This window comes from Geodermatophilus marinus (assembly GCF_003428645.1).
Taxonomy (GTDB): Bacteria; Actinomycetota; Actinomycetes; order Mycobacteriales; family Geodermatophilaceae; genus Geodermatophilus.
In genome coordinates, this window is sequence record NZ_QVQH01000007.1 from 51,074 (window position 1) to 76,874 (window position 25,801).

Annotated in this window: 23 protein-coding genes; 5 read left to right on the forward strand and 18 right to left on the reverse strand. The window is 75.3% G+C overall.

Features of this window, described 5'->3' with window-relative positions; all coding sequences use genetic code 11:
• Window positions 1-87: 87 nt before the first annotated feature.
• The gene (locus tag D0Z06_RS09930) at window positions 88-1,116 is read left to right on the forward strand and encodes a chemotaxis protein CheB (protein WP_117377218.1); all 1,029 of its coding nucleotides are present in this window, start codon (window positions 88-90) and stop codon (window positions 1,114-1,116) included.
• A complete protein-coding gene (locus D0Z06_RS09935) occupies window positions 1,106-3,007 on the forward strand; it encodes a CheR family methyltransferase (protein ID WP_199522237.1) in 1,902 nt (633 codons plus the stop codon). The genes D0Z06_RS09930 and D0Z06_RS09935 overlap by 11 nt, the downstream gene beginning before the upstream one ends.
• Window positions 3,008-3,019: 12 nt before the next feature.
• On the opposite strand, the gene D0Z06_RS09940 is transcribed toward D0Z06_RS09935, so the two are convergent.
• The 7 genes from D0Z06_RS09940 to boxC all read right to left on the reverse strand — a co-directional run bounded on the left by D0Z06_RS09940 (window position 3,020) and on the right by boxC (window position 11,124).
• Window positions 3,020-4,357: an ANTAR domain-containing protein gene (locus D0Z06_RS09940; protein ID WP_117377219.1), complete on the reverse strand. Its 1,338-nt coding sequence runs from the start codon at window positions 4,355-4,357 to the stop codon at window positions 3,020-3,022.
• A complete protein-coding gene (locus D0Z06_RS09945) occupies window positions 4,354-4,767 on the reverse strand; it encodes a hypothetical protein (protein WP_147332008.1) in 414 nt (137 codons plus the stop codon). The genes D0Z06_RS09940 and D0Z06_RS09945 overlap by 4 nt, the downstream gene beginning before the upstream one ends.
• A 59-nt stretch (window positions 4,768-4,826) precedes the next feature.
• Window positions 4,827-5,738, reverse strand: coding sequence for an LLM class flavin-dependent oxidoreductase (locus D0Z06_RS09950; protein ID WP_117377221.1), 912 nt, complete (start codon window positions 5,736-5,738; stop codon window positions 4,827-4,829).
• The gene (gene fdxA / locus D0Z06_RS09955) at window positions 5,735-6,067 is read right to left on the reverse strand and encodes a ferredoxin (protein ID WP_117377222.1); all 333 of its coding nucleotides are present in this window, start codon (window positions 6,065-6,067) and stop codon (window positions 5,735-5,737) included. The genes D0Z06_RS09950 and fdxA overlap by 4 nt, the downstream gene beginning before the upstream one ends.
• A gap of 60 nt (window positions 6,068-6,127) precedes the next feature.
• A complete protein-coding gene (locus tag D0Z06_RS09960; protein ID WP_117377223.1) occupies window positions 6,128-7,786 on the reverse strand; it encodes a benzoate-CoA ligase family protein in 1,659 nt (552 codons plus the stop codon).
• Window positions 7,787-7,903: 117 nt separating this feature from the next.
• Complete coding sequence (gene boxB / locus D0Z06_RS09965; protein ID WP_233517579.1) at window positions 7,904-9,385, reverse strand: benzoyl-CoA 2,3-epoxidase subunit BoxB; 1,482 nt, start codon at window positions 9,383-9,385, stop codon at window positions 7,904-7,906.
• Between the two features lie 2 nt (window positions 9,386-9,387).
• Complete coding sequence (gene boxC / locus D0Z06_RS09970; protein ID WP_117377224.1) at window positions 9,388-11,124, reverse strand: 2,3-epoxybenzoyl-CoA dihydrolase; 1,737 nt, start codon at window positions 11,122-11,124, stop codon at window positions 9,388-9,390.
• A 175-nt stretch (window positions 11,125-11,299) separates the two neighbouring features.
• Here boxC and D0Z06_RS09975 point away from each other — a divergent pair, with 175 nt between their 5' ends.
• Window positions 11,300-11,941, forward strand: coding sequence for a GNAT family N-acetyltransferase (locus D0Z06_RS09975; protein WP_117377225.1), 642 nt, complete (start codon window positions 11,300-11,302; stop codon window positions 11,939-11,941).
• Between the two features lie 94 nt (window positions 11,942-12,035).
• On the opposite strand, the gene D0Z06_RS09980 is transcribed toward D0Z06_RS09975, so the two are convergent.
• The 5 genes from D0Z06_RS09980 to D0Z06_RS10000 form a co-directional block, all read right to left on the reverse strand.
• A complete protein-coding gene (locus D0Z06_RS09980) occupies window positions 12,036-12,737 on the reverse strand; it encodes an ABC transporter ATP-binding protein (RefSeq protein ID WP_117377226.1) in 702 nt (233 codons plus the stop codon).
• On the reverse strand, window positions 12,738-13,529 hold the full coding sequence (locus tag D0Z06_RS09985) for an ABC transporter ATP-binding protein (protein ID WP_117377227.1): 792 nt from the start codon (window positions 13,527-13,529) through the stop codon (window positions 12,738-12,740).
• Window positions 13,526-14,566 (reverse strand): branched-chain amino acid ABC transporter permease, encoded by a 1,041-nt coding sequence (locus D0Z06_RS09990; RefSeq protein WP_117377228.1) that lies wholly within the window; start codon window positions 14,564-14,566, stop codon window positions 13,526-13,528. The genes D0Z06_RS09985 and D0Z06_RS09990 overlap by 4 nt, the downstream gene beginning before the upstream one ends.
• A complete protein-coding gene (locus D0Z06_RS09995) occupies window positions 14,563-15,447 on the reverse strand; it encodes a branched-chain amino acid ABC transporter permease (RefSeq protein WP_117377229.1) in 885 nt (294 codons plus the stop codon). Before D0Z06_RS09995 ends, D0Z06_RS09990 begins: the two co-directional genes overlap by 4 nt.
• A gap of 67 nt (window positions 15,448-15,514) precedes the next feature.
• A complete protein-coding gene (locus D0Z06_RS10000) occupies window positions 15,515-16,747 on the reverse strand; it encodes an ABC transporter substrate-binding protein (protein WP_117377230.1) in 1,233 nt (410 codons plus the stop codon).
• 186 nt (window positions 16,748-16,933) lie between these two features.
• Between D0Z06_RS10000 and D0Z06_RS10005 the strand changes: the two genes are divergently transcribed.
• A complete protein-coding gene (locus D0Z06_RS10005; RefSeq protein WP_117377231.1) occupies window positions 16,934-17,779 on the forward strand; it encodes a PaaX family transcriptional regulator in 846 nt (281 codons plus the stop codon).
• A gap of 2 nt (window positions 17,780-17,781) precedes the next feature.
• On the opposite strand, the gene D0Z06_RS25745 is transcribed toward D0Z06_RS10005, so the two are convergent.
• The 4 genes from D0Z06_RS25745 to D0Z06_RS10025 form a co-directional block, all read right to left on the reverse strand.
• A complete protein-coding gene (locus D0Z06_RS25745; protein ID WP_199522238.1) occupies window positions 17,782-18,330 on the reverse strand; it encodes a DUF6158 family protein in 549 nt (182 codons plus the stop codon).
• 63 nt (window positions 18,331-18,393) lie between these two features.
• Window positions 18,394-19,338, reverse strand: coding sequence for a DMT family transporter (locus D0Z06_RS10015; protein WP_117377232.1), 945 nt, complete (start codon window positions 19,336-19,338; stop codon window positions 18,394-18,396).
• Window positions 19,335-21,689 carry a bifunctional salicylyl-CoA 5-hydroxylase/oxidoreductase gene (locus D0Z06_RS10020; protein WP_117377233.1) on the reverse strand — a complete coding sequence of 785 codons (2,355 nt, stop codon included), beginning with the start codon at window positions 21,687-21,689 and terminating at the stop codon, window positions 19,335-19,337. Before D0Z06_RS10020 ends, D0Z06_RS10015 begins: the two co-directional genes overlap by 4 nt.
• A gap of 20 nt (window positions 21,690-21,709) precedes the next feature.
• A complete protein-coding gene (locus D0Z06_RS10025; protein WP_117377374.1) occupies window positions 21,710-23,323 on the reverse strand; it encodes an AMP-binding protein in 1,614 nt (537 codons plus the stop codon).
• Window positions 23,324-23,441: 118 nt separating this feature from the next.
• On the opposite strand from D0Z06_RS10025, the gene D0Z06_RS10030 reads away from it, so the two are divergent.
• Window positions 23,442-24,278: a PaaX family transcriptional regulator gene (locus tag D0Z06_RS10030; RefSeq protein ID WP_117377234.1), complete on the forward strand. Its 837-nt coding sequence runs from the start codon at window positions 23,442-23,444 to the stop codon at window positions 24,276-24,278.
• A gap of 318 nt (window positions 24,279-24,596) precedes the next feature.
• On the opposite strand, the gene D0Z06_RS10035 is transcribed toward D0Z06_RS10030, so the two are convergent.
• Together D0Z06_RS10035 and D0Z06_RS10040 are read right to left on the reverse strand one after the other, a co-directional pair.
• Entirely contained in the window at window positions 24,597-24,998 is a 402-nt protein-coding gene (locus D0Z06_RS10035) for a RidA family protein (RefSeq protein WP_233517580.1), read from the reverse strand.
• Window positions 24,995-25,753 carry an SDR family NAD(P)-dependent oxidoreductase gene (locus D0Z06_RS10040; RefSeq protein WP_117377235.1) on the reverse strand — a complete coding sequence of 253 codons (759 nt, stop codon included), beginning with the start codon at window positions 25,751-25,753 and terminating at the stop codon, window positions 24,995-24,997. The genes D0Z06_RS10035 and D0Z06_RS10040 overlap by 4 nt, the downstream gene beginning before the upstream one ends.
• Between the last annotated feature and the right edge of the window lie 48 nt (window positions 25,754-25,801).

The window sequence follows — 25,801 nt, forward strand, 5'->3', positions numbered from 1 at the left end:
CCGCCTGCGCACCGGCTAGGTTGGGAGGACCGCCCGTGTCGCGTCGAGATCCCGGCGACCGCGGGTTGACGGGTGAGGTGGGCGCACGTGGTGATCCGGCGGGATCTGGTGGTGGTCGGCGCCTCCGCCGGCGGGGTGGAGGCCCTGCGCGACCTGGTGCGGGGGTTGCCGGCCGACTTCCCCGCGGCGGTGCTCGCGGTGCTGCACATGCCCCCCAGCGCCCGCAGCCAGCTGCCGGAGATCCTGGCCCGGGCCAGCGACCTGCCCGTCCGGCCGGCGCGGCACGGTGACCTCATCGAGCCGGGCACGGTGACCGTGGCCGTCCCCGACCGGCACCTGGTGGTCGTGGGGCGCAGGATCGCGCTGCCCCGGGGGCCGCGGGAGAACGGGCACCGGCCGGCGGTCGACGTGCTGTTCCGCTCGGCAGCCCGGTCCGCGGGCCCGCGTGCGGTCGGCGTCGTCCTGTCCGGTGCGCTCGACGACGGGACGGCGGGCATGGTGGCACTGCGGGCGCGGGGCGGGGTCGGCATCGCGCAGTTCCCTGGCGACGCGCTCTACCCGAGCATGCCCCTGCACGCGCTGGAGGTCGGCGGCGCCGAGCACACGGCGCCGGTGGCGGAGATCCCCGCCCTCCTGGGCCGCCTGCTGGCCGAGGAGGTGGACGTGACCGGCGTGGAGCCCGCGTCGGAGCTCATGAAGACGGAGGTCGCCATGGCCGAGCTCGACGGCGACGCCTACGACGGCGAGGACCGGCCCGGCACGCCGTCGGGCTTCGGGTGCCCCTCGTGCCACGGGGCGCTGTTCGCCATCGACGAGGGCGGCATGCAGCGCTACCGCTGCCGGGTCGGCCACGCGTGGTCCCCGGAGGCCCTCGCCGAGGAGCAGGCCCAGGCCCTCGAGGGGGCGCTGTGGATGGCCCTGCGCGGCCTGGAGGAACGGGCCGCGCTCAGCCTGGCCATGGGCCGGCGCGCCGAGGAGAGGGGGCACGCCCACAGCGCCCTCCGCTTCCGCGCGCGCCACCGGGAGGCCACCGACGCCGCCGCGCTGCTGCGCCGGTTGCTGCACCGCGGCGAGCTGAGCGCCGAGGCGTTGCCCGACGAGCTCGGTGAGGGCTGAGGACGTGGCGACCGGCCCGGGGGACGCCGGGGAGGAGGCCGCGCGGGGGGCTCGCTCGGACGTCCCGGACCCGGACTTCGAGGCGATGCTGCTGTTCCTGCGCGAGCGGCGCGGGTTCGACTTCACCGGGTACAAGCGGCCCAGCCTCGTGCGGCGGGTCCGCCGGCGGATGGCCGAGGTGGGCATCGCGTCGTTCGGCGAGTACCGGGACCACCTCGAGGTCCACCCCGACGAGTTCACCCCGCTGTTCAACACCATCCTGATCAACGTCACCGGCTTCTTCCGCGACCAGGCCGCCTGGGACCACCTCCGGGACCGGTTGCTGCCCGAGCTGCTGGCGTCCTGCGGTCCCGACATCAGGGTGTGGAGCGCCGGGTGCGCCTCCGGCCAGGAGGCCTACAGCCTGGCCGTCCTCCTGGCCGACGCGCTCGGTGCGGAGGAGTTCCGGCAGCGGGTCAAGATCTACGCGACCGACGTCGACGAGGAGGCGCTGGCGCACGCCCGGCTGGCGGTGTACGGCGAGCGCGAGACGACCGGGTTGAGCCCGGAGCAGCTGCGCACCTACTTCACCCCCGAGGGCACCCGGTACGCGTTCCGGAAGGACCTGCGCCGCGCGGTGATCTTCGGCCGCAACGACCTGGTGCAGGACGCACCGATCTCGCACATCGACCTGCTGCTGTGCCGCAACACGCTGATGTACTTCACCGCCGAGACCCAATCGCGGATCCTCGGGCGGCTGCACTACGCGCTCGAGCCGCACGGCGTGCTGTTCCTGGGCAAGGCGGAGATGCTGCTGTCGCACAACCAGCTCTTCGAACCCGTGGACCTCACCCGGCGGTTCTTCCGCAGGCGGGACCCCGGCCCCTCGCCGGGACGGCGGTCACCCGGCCCGCCGCTGCGGCCCCCGCTCCCGGTCGAGGACGACCTGGAGCTGCTGCGCCAGGAGGCGCTGCTGGCCGGGTCGGCCGCGCAGGTGGCGCTCGACGCCTCCGGGGTGCTGGCGGTGGTCAACCACCGGGCCGAGCGCGAGCTGGGCGTGGACCGGCGCGACGTGGGCCGGCCGTTCCAGGACCTCGAGATCTCCTACCGGCCGGTGGAGCTGCGCGGGGCGATCGCCGAGGCCACCCAGAGCCGCGCCCCGCGGTGGCTGCGCGACGTGGAGCGCCGCCGGCCCGGGCAGGAGCCGGTCCTCTACGACGTCCAGGTCCTGCCGGTCCTGCGGGACGACGGCACCCCGCTGGGCACCACGATCGTCTTCGACGACGTCACCCGGTACCGGACCCTGCAGGAGGAGCTGGAGTACGCCAACCGGCAGCTGGAGACCGCCTACGAGGAGCTCCAGTCGGCCAACGAGGAGCTGGAGACCACCAACGAGGAGCTGCAGTCCACCGTCGAGGAGCTGGAGACCACCAACGAGGAGCTCCAGTCGACCAACGAGGAGCTGGAGACCATGAACGAGGAGCTCCAGTCCATGAACGACGAGCTGCACTCGACCAACGAGGAGCTGCGGGTCAGCACCTCGGAGGTCGGTGCGGTCAACCAGTTCATGAACGGCGTGCTGAGCAGCTTCCGGGCCGGCGTGGCCGTCGTCGACCCCGACCTGCGCGTCCTCGTGTGGAACGCGGCGGCGGAGGACCTCTGGGGCCTGCGCCGGGACGAGGTGACCGGGCGGCACCTGCTCAACCTGGACATCGGCCTGCCGGTCTCGGCGCTGCACCCGCTGCTGCGCCGCCAGGTCGCCGGCGACGGCGAGCGGCACGACACCGTCGAGCTGGACGCGGTCAACCGGCGCGGCCGGTCGATCCGGCTTCGGGTGACCGTCACCGCGTTCGCCCAGGTGGCGGGCGTGGGCGGCGGGGCCGTCGTCCTCATGGACCCGATCGACCGCTGACCGCCGGGCCGGTCACCGCTCGCCGGCGGCGAGCACCTCGGCGGCGTTGCCCTCCACGACCAGGTGCGCGAGGTCCCGGACCTTGATGTTGAGCCGGTTGCTCAGGGCGACCAGCCGGGCGAACGCGTCCTCGGCGTCGATCCCCAGCCGGGCGATCAGCACCCCCTTGGCCTGGTCGATGACCGCGCGGGAGGTCAGCGCCTTCTCCAGGTTCGCCGCCAGGTCCCGCAGCGACTCCCGCTCCGCCACGCTCTGCAGCACGCCGCCGACGGCGGCGCCGACGAGCTCGGCGATGCGCCGGCTGTCCCCGTCGAAGGCGTCGGGGGCCGCGGAGTAGACGTTGAGGACGCCGACCGGCTGCTCGCCCTCGCGCAGGGGGACGGCGAGCACGCTGCGGACCGGGGCGTCCTCGCTCCGCCGCGCCAGGCGCGGCCACCGCCGGTCCACCGTCACGTCGGGCGTGAGGACGACCCGCCCGGTGACGTGGGCGTCCCAGCACGGGCCCTCCTCGGCCTGCACCTGCCGGCCGTCGGCCTCCTGCGCCGTGACCGAGTCGCTGCCCAGTTGCTGCGGGGCCAGCGGCGAGCCGAGGGTGATGCTCACCCCGTCGGCCGCCGGGACGGCGCTGCGCACGAGCACCGCCATCCGGGAGAGCAGCCGCTGCCGGTCGGCCGCCTCGATCGGGAGGGTCGCCAGCTCGGCCAGCGCGGCGGCCAGCCCCAGGGTGCCGGCCGCGGGCAGGCCGGAGGCCGCGCGGTCGCCGGCCGGGTGCTCGTCGTCCCGGCGCTCGCCATCCGGGCTCCGGGAGGTCCCCGCGGGCACGGCGGGGACCAGGACCCATTGCAGCCGGGTGTCCCGCGACTGCCCGGCCGGGTGGTCGGCGAAGCCGAAGAGGTCGGCGGCGGACCTGCCCTGCCGGCGACCGCGCAGAGTGACCTGGAGGCGGTGCTCGGCGGTCGTCCCCGAGGCGAGCTCCCGGACGACGGACCGGAACCGGGACACGTCACCGCGGTCCAGGTAGACCGCCAGCGGCTTACCACGGAGCCGGTGCAGCGGGAGCTCCAGCAGGTGGGCCATGGCCGGGTTGGCGTCGGTCAGCGCCCCGGCGCCGTCGGTGGTGCAGAGCGCCACGGGCACCAGGCCGGACAGCTGGCTGCGCCACCGTCGCTCGGCCTCGTAGCCGCTGAGCAGGTGGTCGATCTGCTCCTGCTGGTCGCGCATCTCCTCCTCGGCGACGCGCAGCTCCTCGTGCGCCACGCGGAGCTCGGCCAGCAGGCCCAGGGCCCGGCCGGCCTCGAGCGGCTCCTGCGGGTCGGGCACGGCGTCCTCCTCGGGGAACGAGGTGGTCATGGGGCGTCCCCGCTCGTGGTGCGCTGCCGGGCGGCGTCCTCCTCGGCGAGGTGGCCCTCGTCCGCGGCCGCGGCCCGGTCCTCGTCGGCCCCCCGCCGGTGCTCCTCGGCCCGGGCCCGGTGCTCCGCCACGTCGCCCAGGCCGCGGCCGGCGGCCGCGTCGTGGGCCCTCGCGGCCGCCTCGTGGCTCAGCGCCGCCCGCTCGTGCCCGGCCAGCGCCCGCTCGTGCGCGCGTCGCGCGTGCTCGGCGGCCTCCGCGGCGCGGCGCCGCGCACGCTGCAGGTCCTCGGGGGAGGACCCGCCGTGCTCGTCGGCCATGCGCGCCAGCCGCTCGGCGAGTTCGCGGGCCCGCCGGGCGGCCTGCTCGGCACGGGTGGCCGCCGCGTGCCGGCCGGCGTCGTCGCTGTCCACCCCCGGCATCATCCTCCTCGGCGGCCGGCCGTGCGGGGCTGTGGGCGCCGGTGCGCGGGTCAGCCGCGCAGCACCGGGAGGACGGCCGCGGTGAACAGCTCGACGACGCGCTCGCGGTCGGCGCCCTCGCCGACGGGGGAGAGCACGAGCGTCCCGGCCCCGGCCTCGGCGTACTCGCGGGCCCGGGCGGCGACCCGGTCGGGGTCGCCGTGCAGCAGGTAGCGGTCGGCGAGCCGGTCGAAGTCCTGCTGGTACACCGCGCTGACCGTCTCGACCACCTGCCGCCTCGACCGGGCGGCGTCCTCGTCGACCCCACCCCAGCAGAACACCGCGCCGCGCACCGCCGCGGGGTCGCGGCCGGCGGCCTCGGCCGCCCGCCGGACCTCGGCCAGGCTGCCGGCCAGCTGCTCGGGTGTGTACATGTACGGCATCCAGACGTCCCCGAACCGGCCGGCGCGGCGGATCGCGGCGCCCGCGCGCCCGCCGACCCAGACCGGCGGGCCGCCCGGCTGCACCGGCGGGGGGTCGAGGGCCAGGCCGGGGAGGCGGGTGAACCGCCCCGAGACGTCGACCGGGCCGCCGGCCCACAGGGCGCGCAGGAGCTCCAGCGCCTCGTCGGCCCGGGCGCCGCGCTCGGCCACCTCGACGCCGGCGGCGGTGAACTCCGGCGGGTGCTCCCCGCCCACGCCCACGCCGAGGTCGAACCGGCCGCCGCTGACCCGGTCGAGCGTGGTGGCCAGCTTCGCGGCCAGCGCCGCCGGGTACAGCGGCAGCACCGTGAGCGAGCTGAGCAGCCGGATGCGCGTGGTCGCGCCGGCCGCGGCGGCGAGGGTGACGAAGCCGTTGGCGACCGGGCCGTGGAAGAACAGGTGCTCCCCGGTCGCCACGCCGTCGTACCCGGCCTCCTCGGCCGCGCGGGCCTCCGCGGCCACCGCGGTCTGGTCGGCCGAGAGGGTGAGGACGACCCTCACGGGTGCTCGCTGACCAGTTCGGTGTCCACGCCGACCTTGCCGACCTTGGAGGCGCCGCCCGGGCTGCCCAGGGGGGCGTCGCGGCCGGGCAGCGGCTCGACGAAGAAGCGCCGGTTGTCGTCGACGTGCGGCTCGTTCTCCTCGGTGACCCGGCGGTCCTGGGAGATGGCCTCCACCGGGCAGACCGGCTCGCAGGCGCCGCAGTCGATGCACTCCTTGGGGTTGATGTAGAGCTTGCGGTCGCCCTCGTAGATGCAGTCGACCGGGCACTCCTCCACGCAGGACATGTCGGTGGTGTCGATGCACTCGGCGCCGATGACGTACGGCACGGGGTTCTCCTCAGTCGGTGGGGGCTCGGTCGGCGGGGCGGGCGCGCAGGTCGACGTCGCTCACACCGGCCCGCCGACGTTGTCCGGGCGGGCGGCGCCGGCCAGCTGCTCCAGCGCCAGCTCGCGGATGCGGAACCGCTGCAGCTTGCCGGTCGCCGTGGTGGGCAGCTCGTCGAACAGCAGCACGTGCCGGGGCCGCTTGAAGGCGGCCAGCCCCTCGCGGCAGAAGGCGACGAGGTCCGCGTTGGTCGCCGTCCCGCCGGGGCCGAGGACGACGCAGGCCACCGGTTTGTCCAGCCCGTCGGCGTCCGGCAGGGAGACCACGACCACCTGGGCGACGTCGGGGTGCTGGCGCAGCCGCTCCTCCACCTCGGTCGGGGAGACCCAGATGCCGCCGGCCTTGATGATGTCGTCGGTGCGGCCCAGCGAGGTGTAGTAGCCGTCGGGGCTGCGCACGTAGGTGTCGCCGGTGCGCACCCACTCGCCCTGGAACACCCGGCGGGTCACGGCACTGCGCTGCCAGTAGCCGGTCGCCGCGGAGCTGCCCTTGACGTACAGGTGGCCGGGGGTGCCGTCGAGGACGGGCACGCCGTCGTCGTCGACGATCCGCGCCTCGTACCCGGCGACGATCTCGCCGGTGGCGCCGGCGCGGGTGCGACCCGGCCGGCCGCTGATGAAGATGTGCAGCATCTCGGTGGAACCGATGCCGTCGAGCATCTCCACGCCGAAGCGGCCGGTGAACCGCTCGAACAGCGCGGCGGGGAACGCCTCGCCGGCCGACACGCAGGCCCGCACGGGGGCGAACGCGTCCTCGGGCAGGCCGGCGGCCAGCAGGGCGGCGTAGAAGGTCGGCCCCCCGAAGAACAGCGTCGGCCGCAGCTCCTGCAGCACCCGCAGGGTGCCGGCCGGGCTGGGCCGGGAGCGGTCGAGGACCGTGCTCGCCCCGACCGAGAACGGGAAGGTGAGGGTGTTGCCGAGGCCGTAGGCGAAGAAGAACTTCGCCACCGAGAAGGTGACGTCGTCGGGGCCGATGGCCAGCACGTCGCGGGCGTAGGTCTCCGCGGTGTCGCGCAGCGAGCCGTGCCGGTGCATCGCGCCCTTGGGCGTGCCCGTGGTGCCGGAGGTGTAGAGCCAGAACGCCGGCGAGTCGGCGACCGTCGGGTAGGGCTCGGCGACGGCGTCCCGCGCGCCGGCCCCGGCGGCGAGGAAGTCCGCCCACGACCGCACGCGCGTCCCCGCGACGTCCGGCAGCGGGCCGTCGGTGAGGACGACGACGTCGGCGAGGTCGCGCAGCCCGCCGACGGCCGGCGCCAGGTCGGTGAACTCCGCCGACAGGGCGACCAGGCGGGCCCGGCTGTCGGCGGCCAGCACCGCGAGGTCCCGGGGCTTGAGCATGGTGCTCACCGGCACCGGGACCGCACCGATCCACAGCCCGGCGAGGAAGGCGGTCACCAGCTCGGGGGTGTCGCCCATGCACAGCAGCAGCCGCTCCTCGGGCCGGACCCCGGCGGCGACCAGCGCCGCGGCGCACGCGGTGACGGCTGCGTCGAGCTCGCCGTAGCCGAGCGTGCGGACGCTGCCGTCGAGGTCGATCGCGGTGATCGCCCGGCGGTCGGGGTCCGCCCGCGCGTGCCGGGTGACCAGCCACTCGGCGGCGTTGAACGGCTCGGCCGACGGCGGGGTCGGCGCCGGGGGTGCGACGGTGTCGAGGGTGGCCACGCTGCTCAGCCCTTCCGGTGACGTGCGGGAACCGGCCCCCGTCCAGGGGCCCTGGAACCGGCCCCCGTCCAGGGGCCCGCCCTGAGCTTGCGAAGGGTGGGGAGGACGGGGGTCCTCTCAGAAGCGGACGTAGTCGTACTCCACGGGCAGGGAGTTGATGCCGACCGACGGGGGCGCGATCCAGCCGGCGAAGTCGCCGGGCTCGTAGTGCGGGACCATCAGCTCGGCGACCCGGGCGCGGTCGTCGGCGGTGGGCAGCCACTCATCGACCCGCTGGTCCCAGGCGGCGTCGTCGAGGATGTCGCCCTGCGGGCTGACGTGGTGCCCGGCGAAGGCGCCGACCTTGCGGTTGAAGCCCTGGTGCGGCAGGTACAGCCGCTGCTCCAGACCGGCGTCCTCGAGCTCCTGGTTCCAGCGCCGCACGCCGTTCTCGCAGTCGGCGGCGTACTCGTTGCGCAGGTCGAGGTTGAGCGCGGTGAGCATCGGGACGGTCCGGGTGGCCATCTTCCCGTTCTCGACGACGGGGACCTCCATGGTGAGGTCGTGCAGCTGGTGGTCGTCCTTGCGCCGCGTCTCCATCCAGCGGCCCTTCAGGCCCGCGGTGTAGTAGCCGGCCACGTTGGAGGAGGTCTCGGAGCCGAAGAGGTCCATCGACACCGAGTACTGGAAGTTCAGGTACTTCTGGATCACCGACAGCGGGATGCCGCCGTGCTCCCAGATGTCGTCGGTGCCGTGCCGCTTCACCAGCTCCGCGGTCCGCTGGACGGTGCGCTGCACGCCCGTCGTCCCGACGAACATGTGGTGCGCCTCCTCCTTGAGCATGAACTCGCAGGTGCGCGCCAGCGGGTCGAAGCCGGACTCCTTGAGCGTGCCGAGCTGGTACTTGCCGTCCCGGTCGGTGAAGTAGGTGAACATGAAGAACGACAGCCAGTCGGTCGTCTCCTCGTTGAACGCCCCCAGGATGCGCGGGGAGTCGTAGTCACCGGAGTTGCGCTTGAGCAGCTCCTCGGCCTCCTCCCGGCCGTCCTTGCCGAAGTAGGCGTGCAGCAGGTAGACCATCGCCCACAGGTGGCGGCCCTCCTCGACGTTGACCTGGAAGAGGTTGCGCATGTCGTACAGCGACGGGGCGGTCATGCCCAGGTGGCGCTGCTGCTCGACCGAGGCGGGCTCGGTGTCGCCCTGCACGACGATGAGCCGGCGCAGGTCCGAGCGGTGCTCGCCGGGCACCTCCTGCCAGGCCGGCTCGCCCTTGCGGTCGCCGAAGTTGACCTTCCGGTCGGGGTCGGCCTCGGCGAGGAAGATGCCCCAGCGGTACTGCTCCATGGGCACCCGGTCGAAGTGCGCCCACCCGTCGCGGCCCACGGCGATGGCGGTGCGCAGGTAGACGTCGTGGGTCGGGATGGAGGGCCCGAGGTTCTTCCACCAGTCGAGGAACTTGGGCTGCCAGCCCTCCAGCGCCCGCTGCAGCTTGCGGTCGCCGGCCAGGTTGACGTTGTTCGGGATCCGCTCGCTGTAGTCGATCCGCGACAGCGGCCCGGTGGGGGTGGGGGCCTCGCCGGTGACCGTGCCGTCGGTGGGGTTGCTCTCGGTGGTGGTCATGCTCAGACCCGCTTCCTGTCGTAGTCGGCGCGCTTGCCGGTGCCGTACCGGCGCAGGGCTCCTTCGGGACCGGCGGCGTTGGGCCGCTGGAAGATCCAGTTCTGCCAGGCGGTGAGCCGGCCGAACACCTTCGTCTCCGGCGTCTCCCGGCCGGCGAAGCGCAGGTTGGCCTCCATGCCGGTGAGCGCGTCGGGGGAGAAGCTGGCCCGCTCCTCGATGACCAGGCGGACCTCGTCCTCCCAGTCGATGTCGTCCGGGGTGGCGGTGACCAGCCCCAGCGCGGCGGCGTCCTCGGCGAGCAGGTCGCGGCCGACCGCGGCCTCCGCGGCGGCGAGCTCGTCGGCCGAGCCGAGGAAACGGACCTGCAGCCGGGACAGGCCGTTGCCCATCGGCAGCAGCCCGGTGTTGAACTCGTCGAGCCGGATCGCCGCCGGGGGCTTCGGGTCCTCGTCGTCCTCGAACTGACCCTCCAGCATGAACTGCCGGTCGGCGGCGAGGGCGATCTCGGCCAGGGTGCCGGCGAAGCAGGAGCCCGGCTCGACCAGCGCGAACAGGCTGCGGCTGGTGGTGTCCAGCCGCTTGAGCGTGCGGCGCCAGTAGCCGACGGTCTCGTTCACCAGCCAGTGGTCGCGGTGGGCGAGCAGGAACCCGTCGTAGCCGGCCACCGTGCCCAGGTCGCCCTCGGTGCGCAGCAGCCAGGTGCCGACGGCCAGCTCGTTGGTGCGCAGCCGCAGGATCGCGTCGTCCAGCTCGCGGGTCGTGGCCAGCAGCCAGGCGCCGTCGCCCTGCTGGTGCAGCTCCTCGACGCTGCCCGGGACGGCGTCCGGTCCTCGCACGGTGATCGTCGCGGTGCCCGAGTCCCGGTCGAGCACCACGCGCACGTGCTCGTAGCGGGTGGTGTCGCCATCGGTCTCCCGGCGCAGCGGCGTCAGCGCCACGCCCTGCGCGCCGGCCCCCGGCCGGTTCGACGTCGCGGCCAGCTCGGCCGCGCGGCGGGCGACCTCGGCGTCGAAGTCGCGGGCCTTGACGGTGGCGTCGACCAGCCGCCAGTCGACCGCCCGCCGGCCGCGGATGCCCTCGGCGGTGGTGGAGAAGACGTCGGCCAGGTCGCGGCGCACCCCGCGCTTGTCGACCACGCGGGTCAGCCCGCCGGTGCCGGGCAGCACGCCCAGCAGCGGCACCTCGGGCAGCGACACGGCCGAGGAGTTGTCGTCGACCAGCACGATCTGGTCGCAGGCCAGGGCGAGTTCGTACCCGCCGCCGGCCGCCGTCCCGTTGACCGCCGCGACGAAGGGCAGGCCGGAGTGGGCGCTGGCGTCCTCGAAGCCGTTGCGGGTCTCGTTGGTGAACTTGCAGAAGTTCACCTTCCAGGCGTGCGGGGAGGCGGCCAGCATCTTGATGTTCGCCCCGGCGCAGAACATGCGCTCCTTGGCGCTGGCGACCACGACCGCCTTGACCTCGGGGTGCTCGAAGCGGATCCGCTGGACGGCGTCGTGCAGCTCGATGTCGACGCCGAGGTCGTAGCTGTTCATCTTCAACTCGTAGCCGGGCACGATGCCGCCGTCCTCGGCCACGTCGAGGGTGAGGGTGGCGATCTCGCCGTCCACCGACAGCCGCCAGTGCTGGTACTGCTCGGGGGAGGTGTCGAAGGAGACCTCGGTGGTGGCCGCGGGCTCGGCGGCCGGACCCGGGCCCTCGGTCGTCGTCCCGTCGGTCGCACGGTGGTCGAGGGTCGTCACGGTGCCTCCAGGGGGATTGCGGGCCCGCGGGCGCCACGGGCTCACGTCCCATCCTGACGTGCTACACGACCCGGTGCAAGAGGCAGGAGGAGTGTAGACGTGGGCCGCGGTGCGGCCCGGATCGCCGGCCGCGGTGCCACGCTGGGAGCACCAGCCCAGCCCGAGGAGGACGGCGATGACGGCGACGGACGTGCAGGCGGCGCGGTTGCAATGGGTGCGCGACGGCGACCCGCGGTGGGACGCCGACCGGGAGCGGGTGTTCGCCGGCGTCCCGGAGGGCGTGTTCCGCACCGAGGCCCGCCGGCCGGGGGAGCGGCTGCCCGGTGACTGGTGGCGGGCGGAGGACGCCGGGCGGGTCGTGGGCTACGGCTGGCTGGACGACGTGTGGGGCGACGCCGAGATCCTGCTGGCGGTCGAGGACGGCGCCCGCGGGCGCGGCGTGGGTGCCTTCGTGCTGGCCCGCCTCGAGGAGGAGGCGGCCGCCCGCGGGCTCAACTACGTGGTCAACGTGGTCCGGGACACGCACCCCGACCGGGACCGGGTGACCGCGTGGTTCCGCGCCCGCGGGTTCGCCGCCGACGACGAGGGCCGGCTGCGCAAGCGGGTGGCCCCCGGGGACACCGGCCAGCGCCAGGAGGGCCGGCCCGGAACCGGCCGCGCGCAGCCGCCGGACGGCGACCGCCGGGCCCGGTACGACGCCGAGCGGGCCCGGGCCGCGGCGCGCGGGCACGACGGGGCGGGCGACGGCGGCTCGGACCGCGGGCCCGGCGCGGAGGAGGCCGGCGGGTACGTCGACCCGGAGCACCACCGCTACTGACCCGGCCCGCCCGGGGCTGCCCCGCGCTGGCTGCTCCGGGCTGCCGTGGTGCAGGGCGCGGGCGGGGGCGCGTGGGAGCGGCCCGGGGACCGGATCAGGCCACGCCGAGGAGGGCGTGGGCGACCGAGCTGTCGCTGCGGAACTCCCGGGTGGAGGACCGGTGCACGATCCGGCCCTTGTCCATCACCGCGATGTCGTCGGCCACGGCGAAGGCCAGGTGCAGGTCCTGCTCCACGACCAGCAGCGTCACCCCCTCGGCCTTCATCCCGCCGATCGCCCCGCCGATCTGGTCCACCACCGCCGGGGCCAGGCCGTCGGAGGGCTCGTCCATCAGCACCAGCCGCGGGTTGGTCAGCAGCGCCCGCGCGATCGCCAGCATCTGCTGCTCGCCGCCGGAGAGCTGCCCGGCCGCGTGCCGGCGCCGCTCGCCGAGCCGGGGCAGCAGCTCCAGCACCCGGGGCACGTCCCAGGGGCCGGCGCCCCGCCCGCGGCGCGCGGCGAGGTCGAGGTGCTCGGTCACCGTCAGCGGCGGCCACACCCGCCGGCCCTGCGGCACCAGGCCCACGCCCGCCCGCGCGACGACGTCCGGGCGGCGGCCGGTGACGTCGCGCCCGTCGATGCGGACCGTCCCCGCCGTGGCCGTCACCAGCCCCATGAGCGTGTGGACCAGCGTGGTCTTGCCGACGCCGTTGCGGCCGAGCAGCCCCAGCACCCGGCCCGCGCCGACGTCGAGGTCGACCCCCTGCAGCACCGTGCTGCGCCGGTAGCCCGACCGCAGCCCCCGGACCTCGAGCACTCAGCCCACCTCCCGGCGGGCGGGGCCCGCACCGTCGAGGAACAGCGCCTCCCGGCCGGTGCCCAGGTAGGCCTCCTGCACCGCGGTGTCGCCGCGGACCTCGTCCGGCGTCCCGGTCAGCAGGACGCGGCCCAGGTGCAGCACGGTGACCGAGCGGGCCAGGGCGAACACGACGTCGAGGTCGTGCTCGACGACCACCACGGTCACCGACTCGGGCAGCGCCCGCAGCAGGTCGACCAGCCGGGCGCTCTCGGCCGGGGACATCCCGGCGGCCGGCTCGTCGAGCAGCAGCAGGGTGGGCTCGCAGGCCAGCGCGAGGGCCACCTCCACCTGCCGGCGCTCGCCGTGGGAGAGGGCGGCGACGGGCACGGTGGCGCGGTCGGCCAGCCCGACGTCGGCCAGCAGCGCCCGCGTCCGCTCCCGGGCGGCGGCCTGCCGGCGCGGCACCGGGGAGTGCCGGGACCCGTGCCGGCGCTGGGCGGCCAGCAGCACGTTCTGCTCCACCGTCTGCGAGAGGAACAGGCTCGAGTGCTGCAGCGTCTGGCTGATCCCGCGCCGGGCGCGCTGGGGCTCGGAGAGCCGGGTGACGTCCTGCCCGGCGAGCCGGATCCGCCCCGCGGTCACCGGCATCTCGCCGGTGACCAGCTTGAACAGGGTGCTCTTGCCCGCCCCGTTGGGGCCGATGAGCGCGTGCCGCGCGCCGGCGGGGACGTCGAGGGTGACGTCGTCCACCGCCCTCAGCGCGCCGAACGACCGGGTCACGCCGGAGAGGGACAGCAGCGGTGCGGTCACGACGAGCCCTCCCGGGCAGGACGCCGCCGGCCGATCCCGGCCCGGACGCCGGCGAGGCCGGCCACCCCCTGGGGCAGCAGGTAGACGGCGAGCACGAAGACGACGCCCAGCAGCAGGGGGCCGTGGCCCTCGAGGGTCGGGCCGTAGGTGTCGCGGACCAGGACGACGACGGCGGCACCCAGGGCCGGGCCCCACAGCGTGCCGGCGCCGCCGAGGATGACCGCGAGCAGCAGGAGGGCGCTGGTGGAGAACCCGGCGTCGCTCGGGTTGACGATCCGCACCAGCCCGGCGAACAGCCCACCGGCCAGGCCCGCGAAGCCCCCGGCGAGCACGAAGGCGGCGTACTTGTAGCGGAACGGCGTGTAGCCCAGCGAGCGCATCCGCGCCTCGTTGTCCCGGATCCCGCGCAGCGCCGCCCCGAACGGGGACGCCGAGACCAGCCACAGCCCCAGCGCCCCGAGCAGCACCACGGCCAGGACGAACCAGTACACGTACCCGGCCAGGGTCAGCGGGGTGCCGGCCACCCGGATCGACGGGATGCCGAACAGGCCGTTGGAGCCGCCGGTGACCGTGTCGGCCGACTGCGCCAGCTGGTGGACCAGCTCGCCGATGGCCAGCGTCAGCATGAGGAAGAAGACGCCGCTGCTGCGCACCGCCAGCCAGCCGGTCGCGGCCGCGCCCACCGCCCCCGCGACCGCGGCCAGGAGCACGGTGACCACGCCCTCGGCCGTCCAGTGCTCGGCGACCAGCCCGGCGGTGTAGGCGCCGATGCCGAACCAGGCGGCGTGGCCGAGCGAGGGCAGGCCGGTGATGCCGACCAGCAGGTCAAGGCTCATGGCGAACAGCGCGAAGACCAGGATCCGGGAGAGCGTGTTCGTGCCGAACGGGTCGACGAACAGCGGGACGGCCGCGAGCACCGCCAGCAGCACCAGCCCGAGGACGGCGGCCAGCGGGCGGGACCCGCGCCGTCGCGGCGTGCCCCCGGCGGCCGCCGTCGCGCCGGGTGTGCCGCGCGCGGGAGGGCTGTCCACGGTCATGAGTGGGCCACCTTCCCGGCGAAGAGTCCACGGGGCCGGACGACCAGCACCAGCGCCAGGGTGCCGAAGAGGATGAAGGAGGCCAGGTCGGGCAGCAGCGCCCGCCCCAGCGACTCGACCTGCCCGATCACCAGCGCACCGATCAGCGCGCCGCGGATCGAGCCCAGACCGCCGATCACGATGACCACCAGGGCCAGGAGCAGGATCGTCTCGTCCAGCCCGGGGCGGGCGCCGTAGACCGGCGCGGCGAGCACGCCGGCGACGGTGGCCAGCATCGACCCGAGGCCGAGGACGGCGACCTTCACCTTCCGGTTGTCGATCCCCATCGCCGACACCATCTCGCGGTCGGCGACGCTGGCCCGCACGAGCGCGCCGACCGACGTGCGCTCCACGACCAGCCACACGACCAGCGCCAGCGCCAGGCCGATGCCGATGAGCAGCAGCCGGTAGGTCGGGTAGGCGTCGCCGGCGACGTCCGTGCTGCCCCGGAGCCCCGGCGGCGGGCGCACCGAGCGGACGTCGTTGCCGTACACGATCGAGAGCACCTCGGCGACGATCAGCGAGATGCCCAGGGTCAGCAGCGCCTGGTCCAGGATCGGCCGCCGGGCCAGCGGCTCGGTCATCCCCGAGAGCACGCCGCCGGCGAGCAGGCCCACGAGCGCGGCGACGCCGAGCGCGGTGAGGAAGCCGCCCCACGACGCCCCGGCGAGGAAGGTGACCGACAGGTAGGAGCCGACCAGGAAGAAGGCGCCGTGCGCGAGGTTGAGCACGTCCATCATCCCGAAGACGATCGACAGGCCCACGGCGAGGATGAACAGCAGCGACCCGATGGCGAAGCCGTTGAGGATGCTGACCAGGTTCGCGTCGAACCAGCCGATCATCGAGGCACTCCTCTGCGCGAGACCGGGGACCGCGGGGGGTCAACCGCCCGCGGCCCCCGGCGTCCGGTCACGGCTGGGCGTAGACGCCGAGGTCCTCGACCACTGCGTTGACCAGCGTCCCGCCCTCGTCCACGACCTCGCGGAGGTAGATCGGCTGCTCCGGCGTCTGGTTGGTGAAGGTCCACGGACCGCGCGGGCTGTCCTCGACCTCCTCGACGGCGTCCAGCCCTTCGACGATCGCCTCGCCGCTGGTGCCACCGGCTTCCTCGAGCGCCCGGTCCAGCACGTTGGCCGCGTCGTAGGCCTGCAGGGCGTACGTCGTCGGCAGCTCGCCGTAGGCGTCCTGGTAGGCCTGCACGAACTCGGCGTTGGCCTCGTTGTCGATCTCGGTCGAGTAGTGCAGCGTCGTCCGGACGCCGACCGCGGACGGCCCCTGCGCGTCGAGCACGCTGCCCTCGGTGAGAAAGCCGGACCCGTAGAGCGGCACGCTGCCCTTCAGCCCGAAGGCGTCGTACTGCTGCACGAAGCTGACCGCCTCGCCACCGGCGTAGAAGACGAACGTCGCGGCCGCGCCGGAGGGCTGGATGGCCGAGAGGAACGGCTGGAAGTCCTGCGTCGTGCCGAACGGGGTGAGGGCCTGGCCGGCGACCGTGCCGCCCCCGGCCGTGTAGGCCTCGGTGAAGCCGTCGACGACCTCCTGGCCCGCGGCGTAGTCCGGTGCCATGACGTAGACCGGCCCGATGCCCTCGGCGGCCAGGTGCTCGCCCATCGCGGCGGCGACCTGCTTGTTGGTGAACGACGACCGCCAGACGTAGTCGCTCGCGGCGTCCTGGGTGACCGCCTCCGCCCCGGCGTTGGCGACGATGAGCGGGACCTGCGCCTCGGTGACCTGCTCGGCGACGCCGAGCGCGGTCGCCGAGTTGACGATGCCGACCATCGCGTCGACGTTGCCCTCGGTGAGCAGGCGCTGGACGGCCGGGACACCGGTGTCCGGCCCCTCGCCCTCGTCGGCGGTCACCGTCTCGACGGTGTAGCCGCCCAGCTCCCCGCCGTTCTGCTCCAGGAAGAGCTCCCAGCCCTGCTGCATGTCCTCGCCCAGCGGGGTGTAGACGCCCGCCTGCGGGATCACCAGGCCCACGCGGACGGTGCCGCCCTCCTCGCCCCCACCGCCCCCGCCGCCCCCGTCGTCCCCGCCGAGGCTGCCGCCGCCGCAGGCGGCGAGGGCGGTGACGAGGACGCCGGCGCCGGCACCGCGGAGGAGGCGGTGACCCAGGAGGGGGTGTGCGCGGTGCTTCGGCATGGGCACTCTCCGGTGAGGTCACGACGTGCTACAGCGACACGCCTGGTGGCGACAGAGCCTGTAGTGCCCGTTCTGAGTGTGTCAACAGTCACACCCGGCCCGGGACCGGACGAGTCCGAGTCGTGACCTGCGCCTCCACCGGCCGGGCCCGCCGGCGGCGGTGGCACGGGGTGCCACCATGAGCCCGTGGAGGTCGTGGAGGGTCCGTTCGTCACGCGCCGGCAGGAGCTGGGGGCGGCGAGCGCGCGCAGCCTGCTGCTCACCGTGCTCGGAGAGTTCGTGCTGCCCGGCGGGCGCCCGGTGTGGACCGCCAGCCTCATCGAGCTGCTGGCCGACCTGGACGTCGCGGAGAAGGCCGCGCGCCAGGCGATCATGCGCACCGCCGACAGCGGCTGGATCGCGGCCAGCCGGATCGGGCGGGAGACGCGGTGGTCGCTCACGGCGGCCGGCACGCGGCTGCTGCGCGAGGGCACCGAGCGGATCTACGGCTTCGCCGCCGGCGACCGGTCCTGGGACGGCCGCTGGCTGGTGCTCACCGTCGGGGTGCCGGAGAACAACCGGGCGCTGCGCCAGCGGCTGCGCACCCAGCTCGGCTGGGCGGGGCTGGGCTGCCTGGACGCCGGTACCTGGGTGACCCCGCGGGTGGACCGCGAGCAGGAGGCCCGCCGGGTCCTCGACGAGCTGGGCCTGCGGGCCGGCAGCTGGTCGTTCGTGGCGACCGCGGGGGCGGTCGGTGACGAGCGCACCCTGGCCCGCACCGCCTGGGACCTCGACGCCATCGAGCGCCGCTACGAGGACTTCCTCGACCTGGTCGGCCGGCGCCGCCCGCGCACCGACCGGCAGGCCCTGGTCGCGCAGGTCCGCCTCGTGCAGGAGTGGCGGCGCTTCCCGTTGCTCGACCCCGGGCTGCCGCGCGAGCTGCTGCCCCCGCGGTGGAGCGGCAACCGGGCGGCGGAGGTCTTCCGCGAGCGGCACGCCGGGTGGGCGCCGCGCGCCCAGCGGGCCTGGGAGGAGCTGACCGAGGGCCGCTGAGCTCACGCCGGCACGGGGTGGCGCTCCAGCCACGCCCGGCCGGCGTCGGTGAGGACCCGCATGTCCCGGTCGGCCTGCAGCAGCGGCGGGTCCTGCCGGTAGAGGCGGGCCACCAGGTGGCTGTCCGGGGCGAGCTGGCGGGCGATCTGGTGGGCCTCCAGCTTGTGCAGGCGGCCGCCGGGTGCCTCCGCGAAGCGCCGCAGCAGCGCGGCCTGCGCCTGCTCCGGGTCGGCCCGCTCCCGGTGCGGCGCGGGGGCGGGCTCCTCGTCGAGCAGGGTGGTGACCGCGCGGGAGAAGGTCTGCACCAGGTCCCGGATCCGGTCGTCGCGCGACGGTGCCAGCGCTGCGCCGCCCGAGCCCTGCCAGGTGCGCTGCGGGTGCCGCCGCAGGTACTCCTGCTCGAGCTCGAGCATCCGCTCGGTGTGCGTGCGGAACTGCTCCGCGGTGCCGTGCAGGAACACCCAGTGCCGCATCGCGTGCGCGTGCACGCCCTGCCGCTCGAGCTCCTCGTCGGAGAGCTGGCTCGCCGGGACCCCCGGTCGGTCGGTCATCGCGGCCTCCTCGTCGTCGGGTGCGGGACCCGGTCGGACTCTCTGGCACCGGGCCGACCGTCGTCAACCGCGCGGCGCGGGCGCCGGCGCCGCCGGTGCGCGCCGCCGGACCGGGGCGACCACGAGGGCCACGCCGACGGTGGTCACGGCGATGCCGGCCAGGGACACCGGCGAGAGCCGCTCGCCGAACAGCAGCCAGGCCTCCAGGGCCGTCGCCGGTGGCACCAGGTAGTAGAGGCTGGAGACTCCGGCGGCCGTGCCGCGGCGCAGCAGGTACAGCAGCAGGAGCACCGCGCCGAGCGAGAGGACGACGACCAGCCAGGCGAACGCGGCGACGAACTCGGCCGTCCAGCGGATGGTGGTGTCCTCGGTGGCGACGGCGAGCACGAGCAGCAGGGTCGCCGCGGCGGTGTACTGCACCGCGGTGCCCCACACCAGCGGGACGGCGTCCCCGTGCCGCTTCTGGTACAGCGTGCCGGCGGTGCCCGCGGCGAGGCCGACGACGCAGGCCAGCAGGCCGGCCACCGGCAGCGGCCCGGTCGCGGCGTCGGCGCCGAGCACGCCCGGCCCGACCGTGAGCGCGACGCCGGCGACGCCGAGCACCAGGCCGGCCCACTGCCGGGCGGTGGCCCGCTCGCCGAGCAGCGGCGCGGCGAGGACGGCGACCAGCACCGGCTGGAGGCTGACCACGACCGCCGACACGCCGGCCGGGACGCCCACGGAGATGGCGTAGAAGACCCCGCCCAGGTAGCCCGCGTGCAGCAGGAGGCCGGCGACGGAGGCGTGCCGGAGCTGGGTGCGCGAGGCCGGCCGGGCCGAGCGCAGGGCCAGCGCCAGCCCGGCGAGCAGCACGGCCGCCAGCGCCAGCCGCACGCCGAGGAAGGTGAACGGCTCGGCGTAGGGCAGGCCGTACTTGGCACCGACGAACCCGGTGCTCCACAGCAGGACGAACAGCGCCGGACCGCCGAGGCGGACCGCGGGGGAACCCGGGCCGGGGGGCGAGGTCACGGGCGCCAGCGTGCATGCCGCGTCCCGGTCGTGCCGCTCCGGATCAGCTCCAGCCGCGGCCGCGGGCCGTCGCTGCGGCCGGTCTGCGGGGGCCGGCTGCCGGCCCGGAACGGGGCCGGCCACGTGACGCCCGGCCCGGCGTACCCCTGCTCGGCGGCCGCGTGCAGGGTCCACTGGGGGTCGTAGAGGTGCGGGCGGCCCAGGGCGCAGAGGTCCGCGCGGCCGGCGAGCAGGACGGAGTTGACGTCGTCCCAGCTGGAGATGGCGCCCACCGCGATGACCGCGACGCCGAGCTCCCGGCCCACCTCGTTGCGGATCCGGTCGGCGTACGGCGTCTGGTAGCTGCGCCCGAACGCCGGCCGCTCGCCCTTGACCACCTGGCCGGTGGAGACGTCGATGCCGTCGGCGCCGTGCTCGGCGAACGCCCGGGCGACCCGCACCGCGTCGTCGACGTCGGTGCCGCCCTCGAACCAGTCGGTGGCCGAGATGCGCACCGTCATCGGTCGGTCGGCCGGCCAGGCCGCGCGGACGGCGTCGAAGACCTCCAGCGGGTAGCGCAGCCGGTTCGGCAGCGGCCCGCCGTAGCGGTCGGTGCGGTGGTTGGCCAGCGGGGAGATGAAGGAGGACAGCAGGTAGCCGTGCGCGCAGTGCAGCTCGAGGACGTCGAAGCCGGCCCGCGCCGCGGCGTGCGTGCTGTCGACGAACTGCTGGAGGATCGCGGCCAGGTCGTCCTCGGTGAGCTCCCGGGGGACGGCGTTGGCGGGGGAGTAGGGCACCGCGGAGGGGCCGACGACGTCCCAGCCGCCCTCGGGCAGCGGCTCGTCGATGCCCTCCCACATGAGCTTGGTAGAGCCCTTGCGGCCGGAGTGGCCGAGCTGCACGCCGATCCGCGCGTCGGAGGCCGCGTGCACGAAGTCGACCACCCGCGCCCAGACCGCCTCCTGCTCGGGCGCGTAGAGGCCGGTGCAGCCGGGGGTGATCCGGCCCTCGGGGGAGACGCAGACCATCTCGGTCATCACCAGCCCGGCGCCGCCGAGCGCCTTGCTGCCCAGGTGCACCAGGTGGAAGTCGGTGGGCAGGCCGTCGGCGGCGGAGTACATGTCCATCGCCGAGACCACGACCCGGTTCTTCAGCTCCAGCCCGCCGAGGCGGAAGGGGTGGAACATCGGCGGCCGGGGCTCGGCCGGTTCCGGCTGGCTGCGGGCGAACCAGGCGTCGACGGCGGCCACGAACTCCGGGTCGCGCAGCCGCAGGTTGTCGTGGGTGACCCGCCGGCTGCGGGTGATGATGTTGAACGCGAACTGCTCGGGGTCCTGGTGCACGTAGCGGCCGATCTCCTCGAACCACTCGAGGCTGGCCTGGGCGGCGCGCTGGGTGGAGAGCACGACCGGCCGGCGCTCCTCCTCGTAGGCGGCCAGCGCGGTGGGCACGTCGGGCTGCTCGTGCAGGCAGGCGGCCAGGGCGAGGGCGTCCTCCATCGCCAGCTTCGTGCCCGACCCGATGGAGAAGTGCGCGGTGTGCGCCGCGTCGCCGAGCAGCACCAGGTTGCCGTGCCGCCAGGTCTCGTTGCGCAGGGTGAGGAAGTTCAGCCACTTGGAGTTGTTGGCGAACAGCCGGTGCCCGTCGAGGACGCCGGCGAACAGCTGCTCGACCAGCGCGATCGACTTGGTGTCGCTCTCGCCGGGCGGCAGGTCGAGGGCGGCGACGTCGGCGAAGGCGCGCTGCCAGACGTCCTCGTGCATCTCCACGATGAAGGTGCTGCCGGTGCGGTCGTAGGGGTAGCCGTGGATCTGCATGACGCCGTACGGCGTCTCCTCCACGTAGAACTTGAAGGCCTCGAAGACCAGGTCGGTGCCCAGCCACATGTAGCGGCAGTTGCGGGTCTCCAACGTGGGCCGGAACACCTCGGCGTAGCGGGTGCGCACCGCCGACCGGGCGCCGTCGCCGGCCACCACCAGGTCGTGGTCCGCGCGGAGCCGCTCGACGTCGGGCGCCTCGGTGCGGAAGCGCAGCGCGACCCCGAGGTCGGCGCAGCGGCGCTGCAGGATGCCGAGCAGCTCCTTGCGGCTCATGGCGGCGAAGCCGTGCCCGCCGGAGGTGGTGACCCGGCCGCGGTGGTGCACGTCGATGTCGTCCCAGCGGGCGAAGTGCCGCTCCATCTCCCGGTAGACCGCCGGGTCGGCGTGCTCGATGCCGCCGAGCGTCTCGTCGGAGAACACGACGCCGAAGCCGAAGGTGTCGTCGGGGGCGTTGCGCTCCCACACGGTGACCTCGTGCGCGGCGTCGAGCTGCTTGACCAGCGCGGCGAGGTAGAGCCCGCCGGGCCCGCCGCCGACGACCGCGATCCGCATGCCGCCCCCTCCTACGCCGCTCACCGGAGCCGGAACCGCTGCAGCTTGCCGGTGGCCGTGCGCGGCAGCTCGGTGCGGAACTCGACGGCCCGCGGGCACTTGTACGGGGCGATCACCCGCTTGCAGTGGGCCTGCAGCTCCTCGGGCGGCACCTCGCCGGTGTGCTCCGGGTCGAGGACGACGAAGGCCTTGACGATCGTGCCGCGGTCGGGGTCCGGGGCGCCGACCACGGCGCACTCCACCACGGCGGGGTGTTGCAGCAGCGCCTGCTCGACCTCGGGGCCGGCGATGTTGTACCCGGCCGAGACGATCATGTCGTCGGTGCGCGCCCGGTAGGTGAAGTAGCCGTCGGTGTCGCGGACGTAGGTGTCGCCGGTGTGGTTCCAGCCGTGCCGGACGTAGGACTCCTGCCGGTCGCCGAAGAGGTAGCGGCAGCCGGTGGGCCCCCGCACGGCGAGGTGACCCTCGGTGCCGTCGGGCACCGGCTCGCCGTCGTCGTCCAGCACCGCGGCGGTGTAGCCGGGGACGGCGCGGCCGGTGCAGCCGGGCCGGATGTCGTCGTCGGCCGCGGAGACGAAGATGTGCAGCATCTCGGTGGCCCCGATGCCGTCGATCACCCGCAGGCCGGTGGCGTCGTGCACGGCGTGCCAGGTGGCCGCCGGCAGGTTCTCGCCGGCCGAGACCGCCCGGCGCAGCCCGGCCAGCCGGTCGGCCTTCCCGCCGGCGACGACCGCCTTGTACGCCGTCGGCGCGGTGAACAGCACCGTGACGCCGTGGTCGGCGATCGCGTCGGCGAGCTGATCGGGGGTGGCGCGCTCGAGCAGCAGCACGCTGGCCCCGACGCGCAGCGGGAAGACGACCAGCCCGCCGAGGCCGTAGGTGAACGCCAGGGGCGGGGTGCCGGTGAACACGTCCTCGGGCTCGGGGCGCAGCACGTGGGCGCCGAAGGTGTCGGCGATGGCCAGCACGTCGCGGTGGAAGTGCATGGTCGCCTTCGGCTTGCCGGTGGTGCCGGAGGTGAAGGCCAGCAGCGCGACGTCGTCGGCGGCGGTGTCCGCCGGGGCGGGCGGCGCGTCCCGCCGGGCCGCGGCGCGGGCGGTGAGGTCGCCGGGGCCGTCGCCGCCGAACGGGGCGACCACCATGCCCGGTACGGCCGCCCGCTCGAGGTCCTCGGTCAGCCGGGCGTCGCACAGGGCGAGGGCCGGCCGGCACATCTCCCCGATCGTGGCCAGCTCCCCGGCGCGCAGGGCCGGCATCGTGGTCACCACGACCCCGCCGGCGCGCAGGACCGCGAACCAGCAGGCCACCAGCCAGGGCTCGTTGAACCCGCGCAGCAGGACGCGGTTGCCCGGCACCAGGCCGAGCTCGTCGACGAGGACCGCGGCGATCCGGTCGGCCCGGTCGCGCAGCTCGCCGTAGCTCCAGGTGCCGCCGCCCGGGGTGCGCAGGCACGGCCGGTCGGCGCCGAGCCGGTCGATCGTGGCGTCGAGCAGCGCGACGGCGCAGTTGAGCCGCTCGGGGTAGCCCAGGTCGCCGAGGTCGAGGACCGGCCAGGTCTCCGGCGGGGGCAGGTTGTCCCGGCAGAAGGTGTCGACGTGCGCCGAGGGCGCGAGGGTCGGGGCGTGCACCGTCATGTCGGGGCCTCCCAGGGGCGGCGGGGTGATCCGGACCACACCGTGCGACCAGTATGGCGCTCGGGTGACGGGAGTCAACACCGCGGCATGACAGCAGGCGGGCGGCTATCCTGTCGCCGTGACCGCCGTCGAGCAGGCGACCTCGCCGGCCGGGGCGGGGTTGCAGCCGCGCCAGCTGATCGTGACGCTCTACGGGCTCTACGCCCGCGAGCGCGGCGGCTGGCTCTCGGTGGCCGCGGTGGTCCGGCTGATGGCCGACCTCGGGGTGGACGAGCCCGCCGTCCGCTCGTCGGTGTCCCGGCTCAAGCGGCGGGGGTGGCTGGCGGCCCGGCGGGAGGCCGACGTGGCCGGCTACGCCCTGACCGACCCGGCCCGCGAGGTGCTGGCCGACGGCGACGCGCGGATCTTCGCCCGGCGGCGCGCGGAGCCCTCCGACGGCTGGCTGCTCGTGGTGTTCTCGGTCCCGGAGTCCGAGCGCGAGCGGCGGCACCGGCTGCGCGCGGAGCTGACCCGGCTGGGGTTCGGCACCGTCGCGCCGGGGGTGTGGATCGCTCCCGGCCACCTGGCCGAGGAGGCCGCCGAGGTGCTGCGCCGGCGTGGCCTGGCCGGGTACGTGGAGCTGTTCACCCGCGCCTGCGTGCCCGGGGGGTCGGTGCGCGCCTCCGTCGCGCGCTGGTGGGACCTCGACGCGCTGCACGACCGGTACGCCGGTTTCCTCGACCGGCACGCCGGCGCCGACGCCGGGAGCGGGTGGCCCGACCCCGCGCGGGCGTTCCCCGACTACGTCCGGCTGCTCACCGACTGGCGGGCCCTGCCCTACGCCGACCCCGGGCTGCCGCTGGACCTGCTGCCGGCCGACTGGAACGGCGCGCGGGCGGCGGACCTGTTCGCGCGGCTGCGCGAGCGCCTCGCCGGCCCGGCCGCCGAGCACGCCCGGGCGCTGATCGAGGGCTGAACGACCCGCCGGACGCCGCCCCGGGCCCGACCCGGTGCCGAGCACGCCCCGGCGGACGCGCCACCCACCGGGTCCGCCGCGGGTCCTGCGTCTCGCCGGGGTCCTACATCTCGCCGGGGGTCCTACGTCTGTGAGTGCAACTGCACTCACAGACGTAGGACCCGCGGTGGCGACCTGGGTCGGTGGGCGCGGTCGAGCCGCCGGGGAGTATGCCGCGGTCGGGCCGGGGGTGCCGTGGTCGGGCCGGGGGTGCCGTGGTCGGGCCGGGGGTGCCGTGGTCGGGCCGGGGGTGTCGCGGTCAGGCCGGGGGTGTCGCGGTCAGGCCGGGAGGACGGCGGTGCCCTGCACCTCGACGAGCGCCTCGTCGTCCCAGAGCCGGGCCACCCCGATCCCGGCCATCGCCGGGTAGGCCTGGCCCACCAGCCGGCGCCACACGGCACCGATCTCACGGGCGTGCGCCCGGTAGTCGGCGAGGTCGACGGCGTAGACGGTGAGCGCGGCCAGGTGCCCGGGCTCCCCGCCCGCGGCCCGCAGCGCGGTGAGCAGGTTGCCCAGCGCCCGCTCGAACTGCGCGACCACGCCGTCGCCGACGATGCGCCCCTCCGCGTCCAGGGCGGTCTGGCCGGCGAGGAACACCAGGCGGCCGGCCCCGGCGACCACGGCGTGCGCGAAGCCCGACGGCCGGGCGAGCTCGGGCGGGTCGACCCGTTCCAGGCTCACGACTGCACCGCCCCTCCGTCGACGTTGATGCCCTGCCCGGTCACCGCCGCGTTCGCCACGCACAGCAGCACGACGTCGGCCACCTCCTCGGGCGTGACCAGCCGGCCGATCGGCTGCTTGCGGGCCAGCGCGTCGCGCGCCTGCTCCGGGGTGCGGCCGGTGGTGGCGCTGATGCCGGCCACCGTGCGGTCGGTCATCGGGGTGTCCACGTAGCCGGGGCAGACCGCGTTCACGGTCACCCCCCGGCCGGCCACCTCCGCGGCGGCCGAGCGCACCAGGCCCAGCAGGCCGTGCTTGCTCGCGGTGTAGGCGGCCACGTAGGGGTCCCCGCGCCTGGCCGCCACGGACGCGACCGCGACCACCCGCCCCCAGCCGGCCTCGGCCATGCCGGGCAGCACCCGGCGCAGCAGCCGGAACGGTGCGGTGAGGTTCACCTCCAGCATGCGGGCCCAGTCCTCGTCGGTGGTGCGGGCCAGCGGCGCGGACACGGCGACGCCGGCGTTGAGCACGAGCACCTCGACCGGGCCGCCCCACTCCCGCTCGACCCGGCCGGCGGCGGCGTCCGCAGCACCCGGGTTGGTGAGGTCGGCGGGGACGACGAGCGACGGGCCCGGCAGCTGCGCGGCCACCGCCTCGAGCTCCGCCGCCGTGCGGGCGACCAGCGCGACCGCGTGGCCCTCGGCGGAGAGCCGGCGGGCGACCGCGGCGCCGATGCCGCGCCCCGCCCCCGTGACCAGGCAGCGGCGGGCGGGCACGGCGGCGAGCTTGCCAGCCCCTCGTGACGACCGTCAACATGACGACAT

Bases quoted from the DNA above. Each gene is read 5' to 3' on its own strand.
- D0Z06_RS10025 (WP_117377374.1), bottom strand. From the start codon at position 23,323: ATGACGGTGCACGCCCCGACCCTCGCGCCCTCGGCGCACGTCGACACC.
- D0Z06_RS25745 (WP_199522238.1), bottom strand. From the start codon at position 18,330: ATGACCGACCGACCGGGGGTCCCGGCGAGCCAGCTCTCCGACGAGGAG.
- D0Z06_RS09990 (WP_117377228.1), bottom strand. From the start codon at position 14,566: ATGACCGTGGACAGCCCTCCCGCGCGCGGCACACCCGGCGCGACGGCG.
- D0Z06_RS10000 (WP_117377230.1), bottom strand. From the start codon at position 16,747: ATGCCGAAGCACCGCGCACACCCCCTCCTGGGTCACCGCCTCCTCCGC.
- D0Z06_RS09975 (WP_117377225.1), top strand. From the start codon at position 11,300: ATGACGGCGACGGACGTGCAGGCGGCGCGGTTGCAATGGGTGCGCGAC.
- D0Z06_RS10020 (WP_117377233.1), bottom strand. From the start codon at position 21,689: ATGCGGATCGCGGTCGTCGGCGGCGGGCCCGGCGGGCTCTACCTCGCC.
- D0Z06_RS09940 (WP_117377219.1), bottom strand. From the start codon at position 4,357: ATGACCACCTCGTTCCCCGAGGAGGACGCCGTGCCCGACCCGCAGGAG.
- D0Z06_RS09995 (WP_117377229.1), bottom strand. From the start codon at position 15,447: ATGATCGGCTGGTTCGACGCGAACCTGGTCAGCATCCTCAACGGCTTC.
- boxB (WP_233517579.1), bottom strand. From the start codon at position 9,385: ATGACCACCACCGAGAGCAACCCCACCGACGGCACGGTCACCGGCGAG.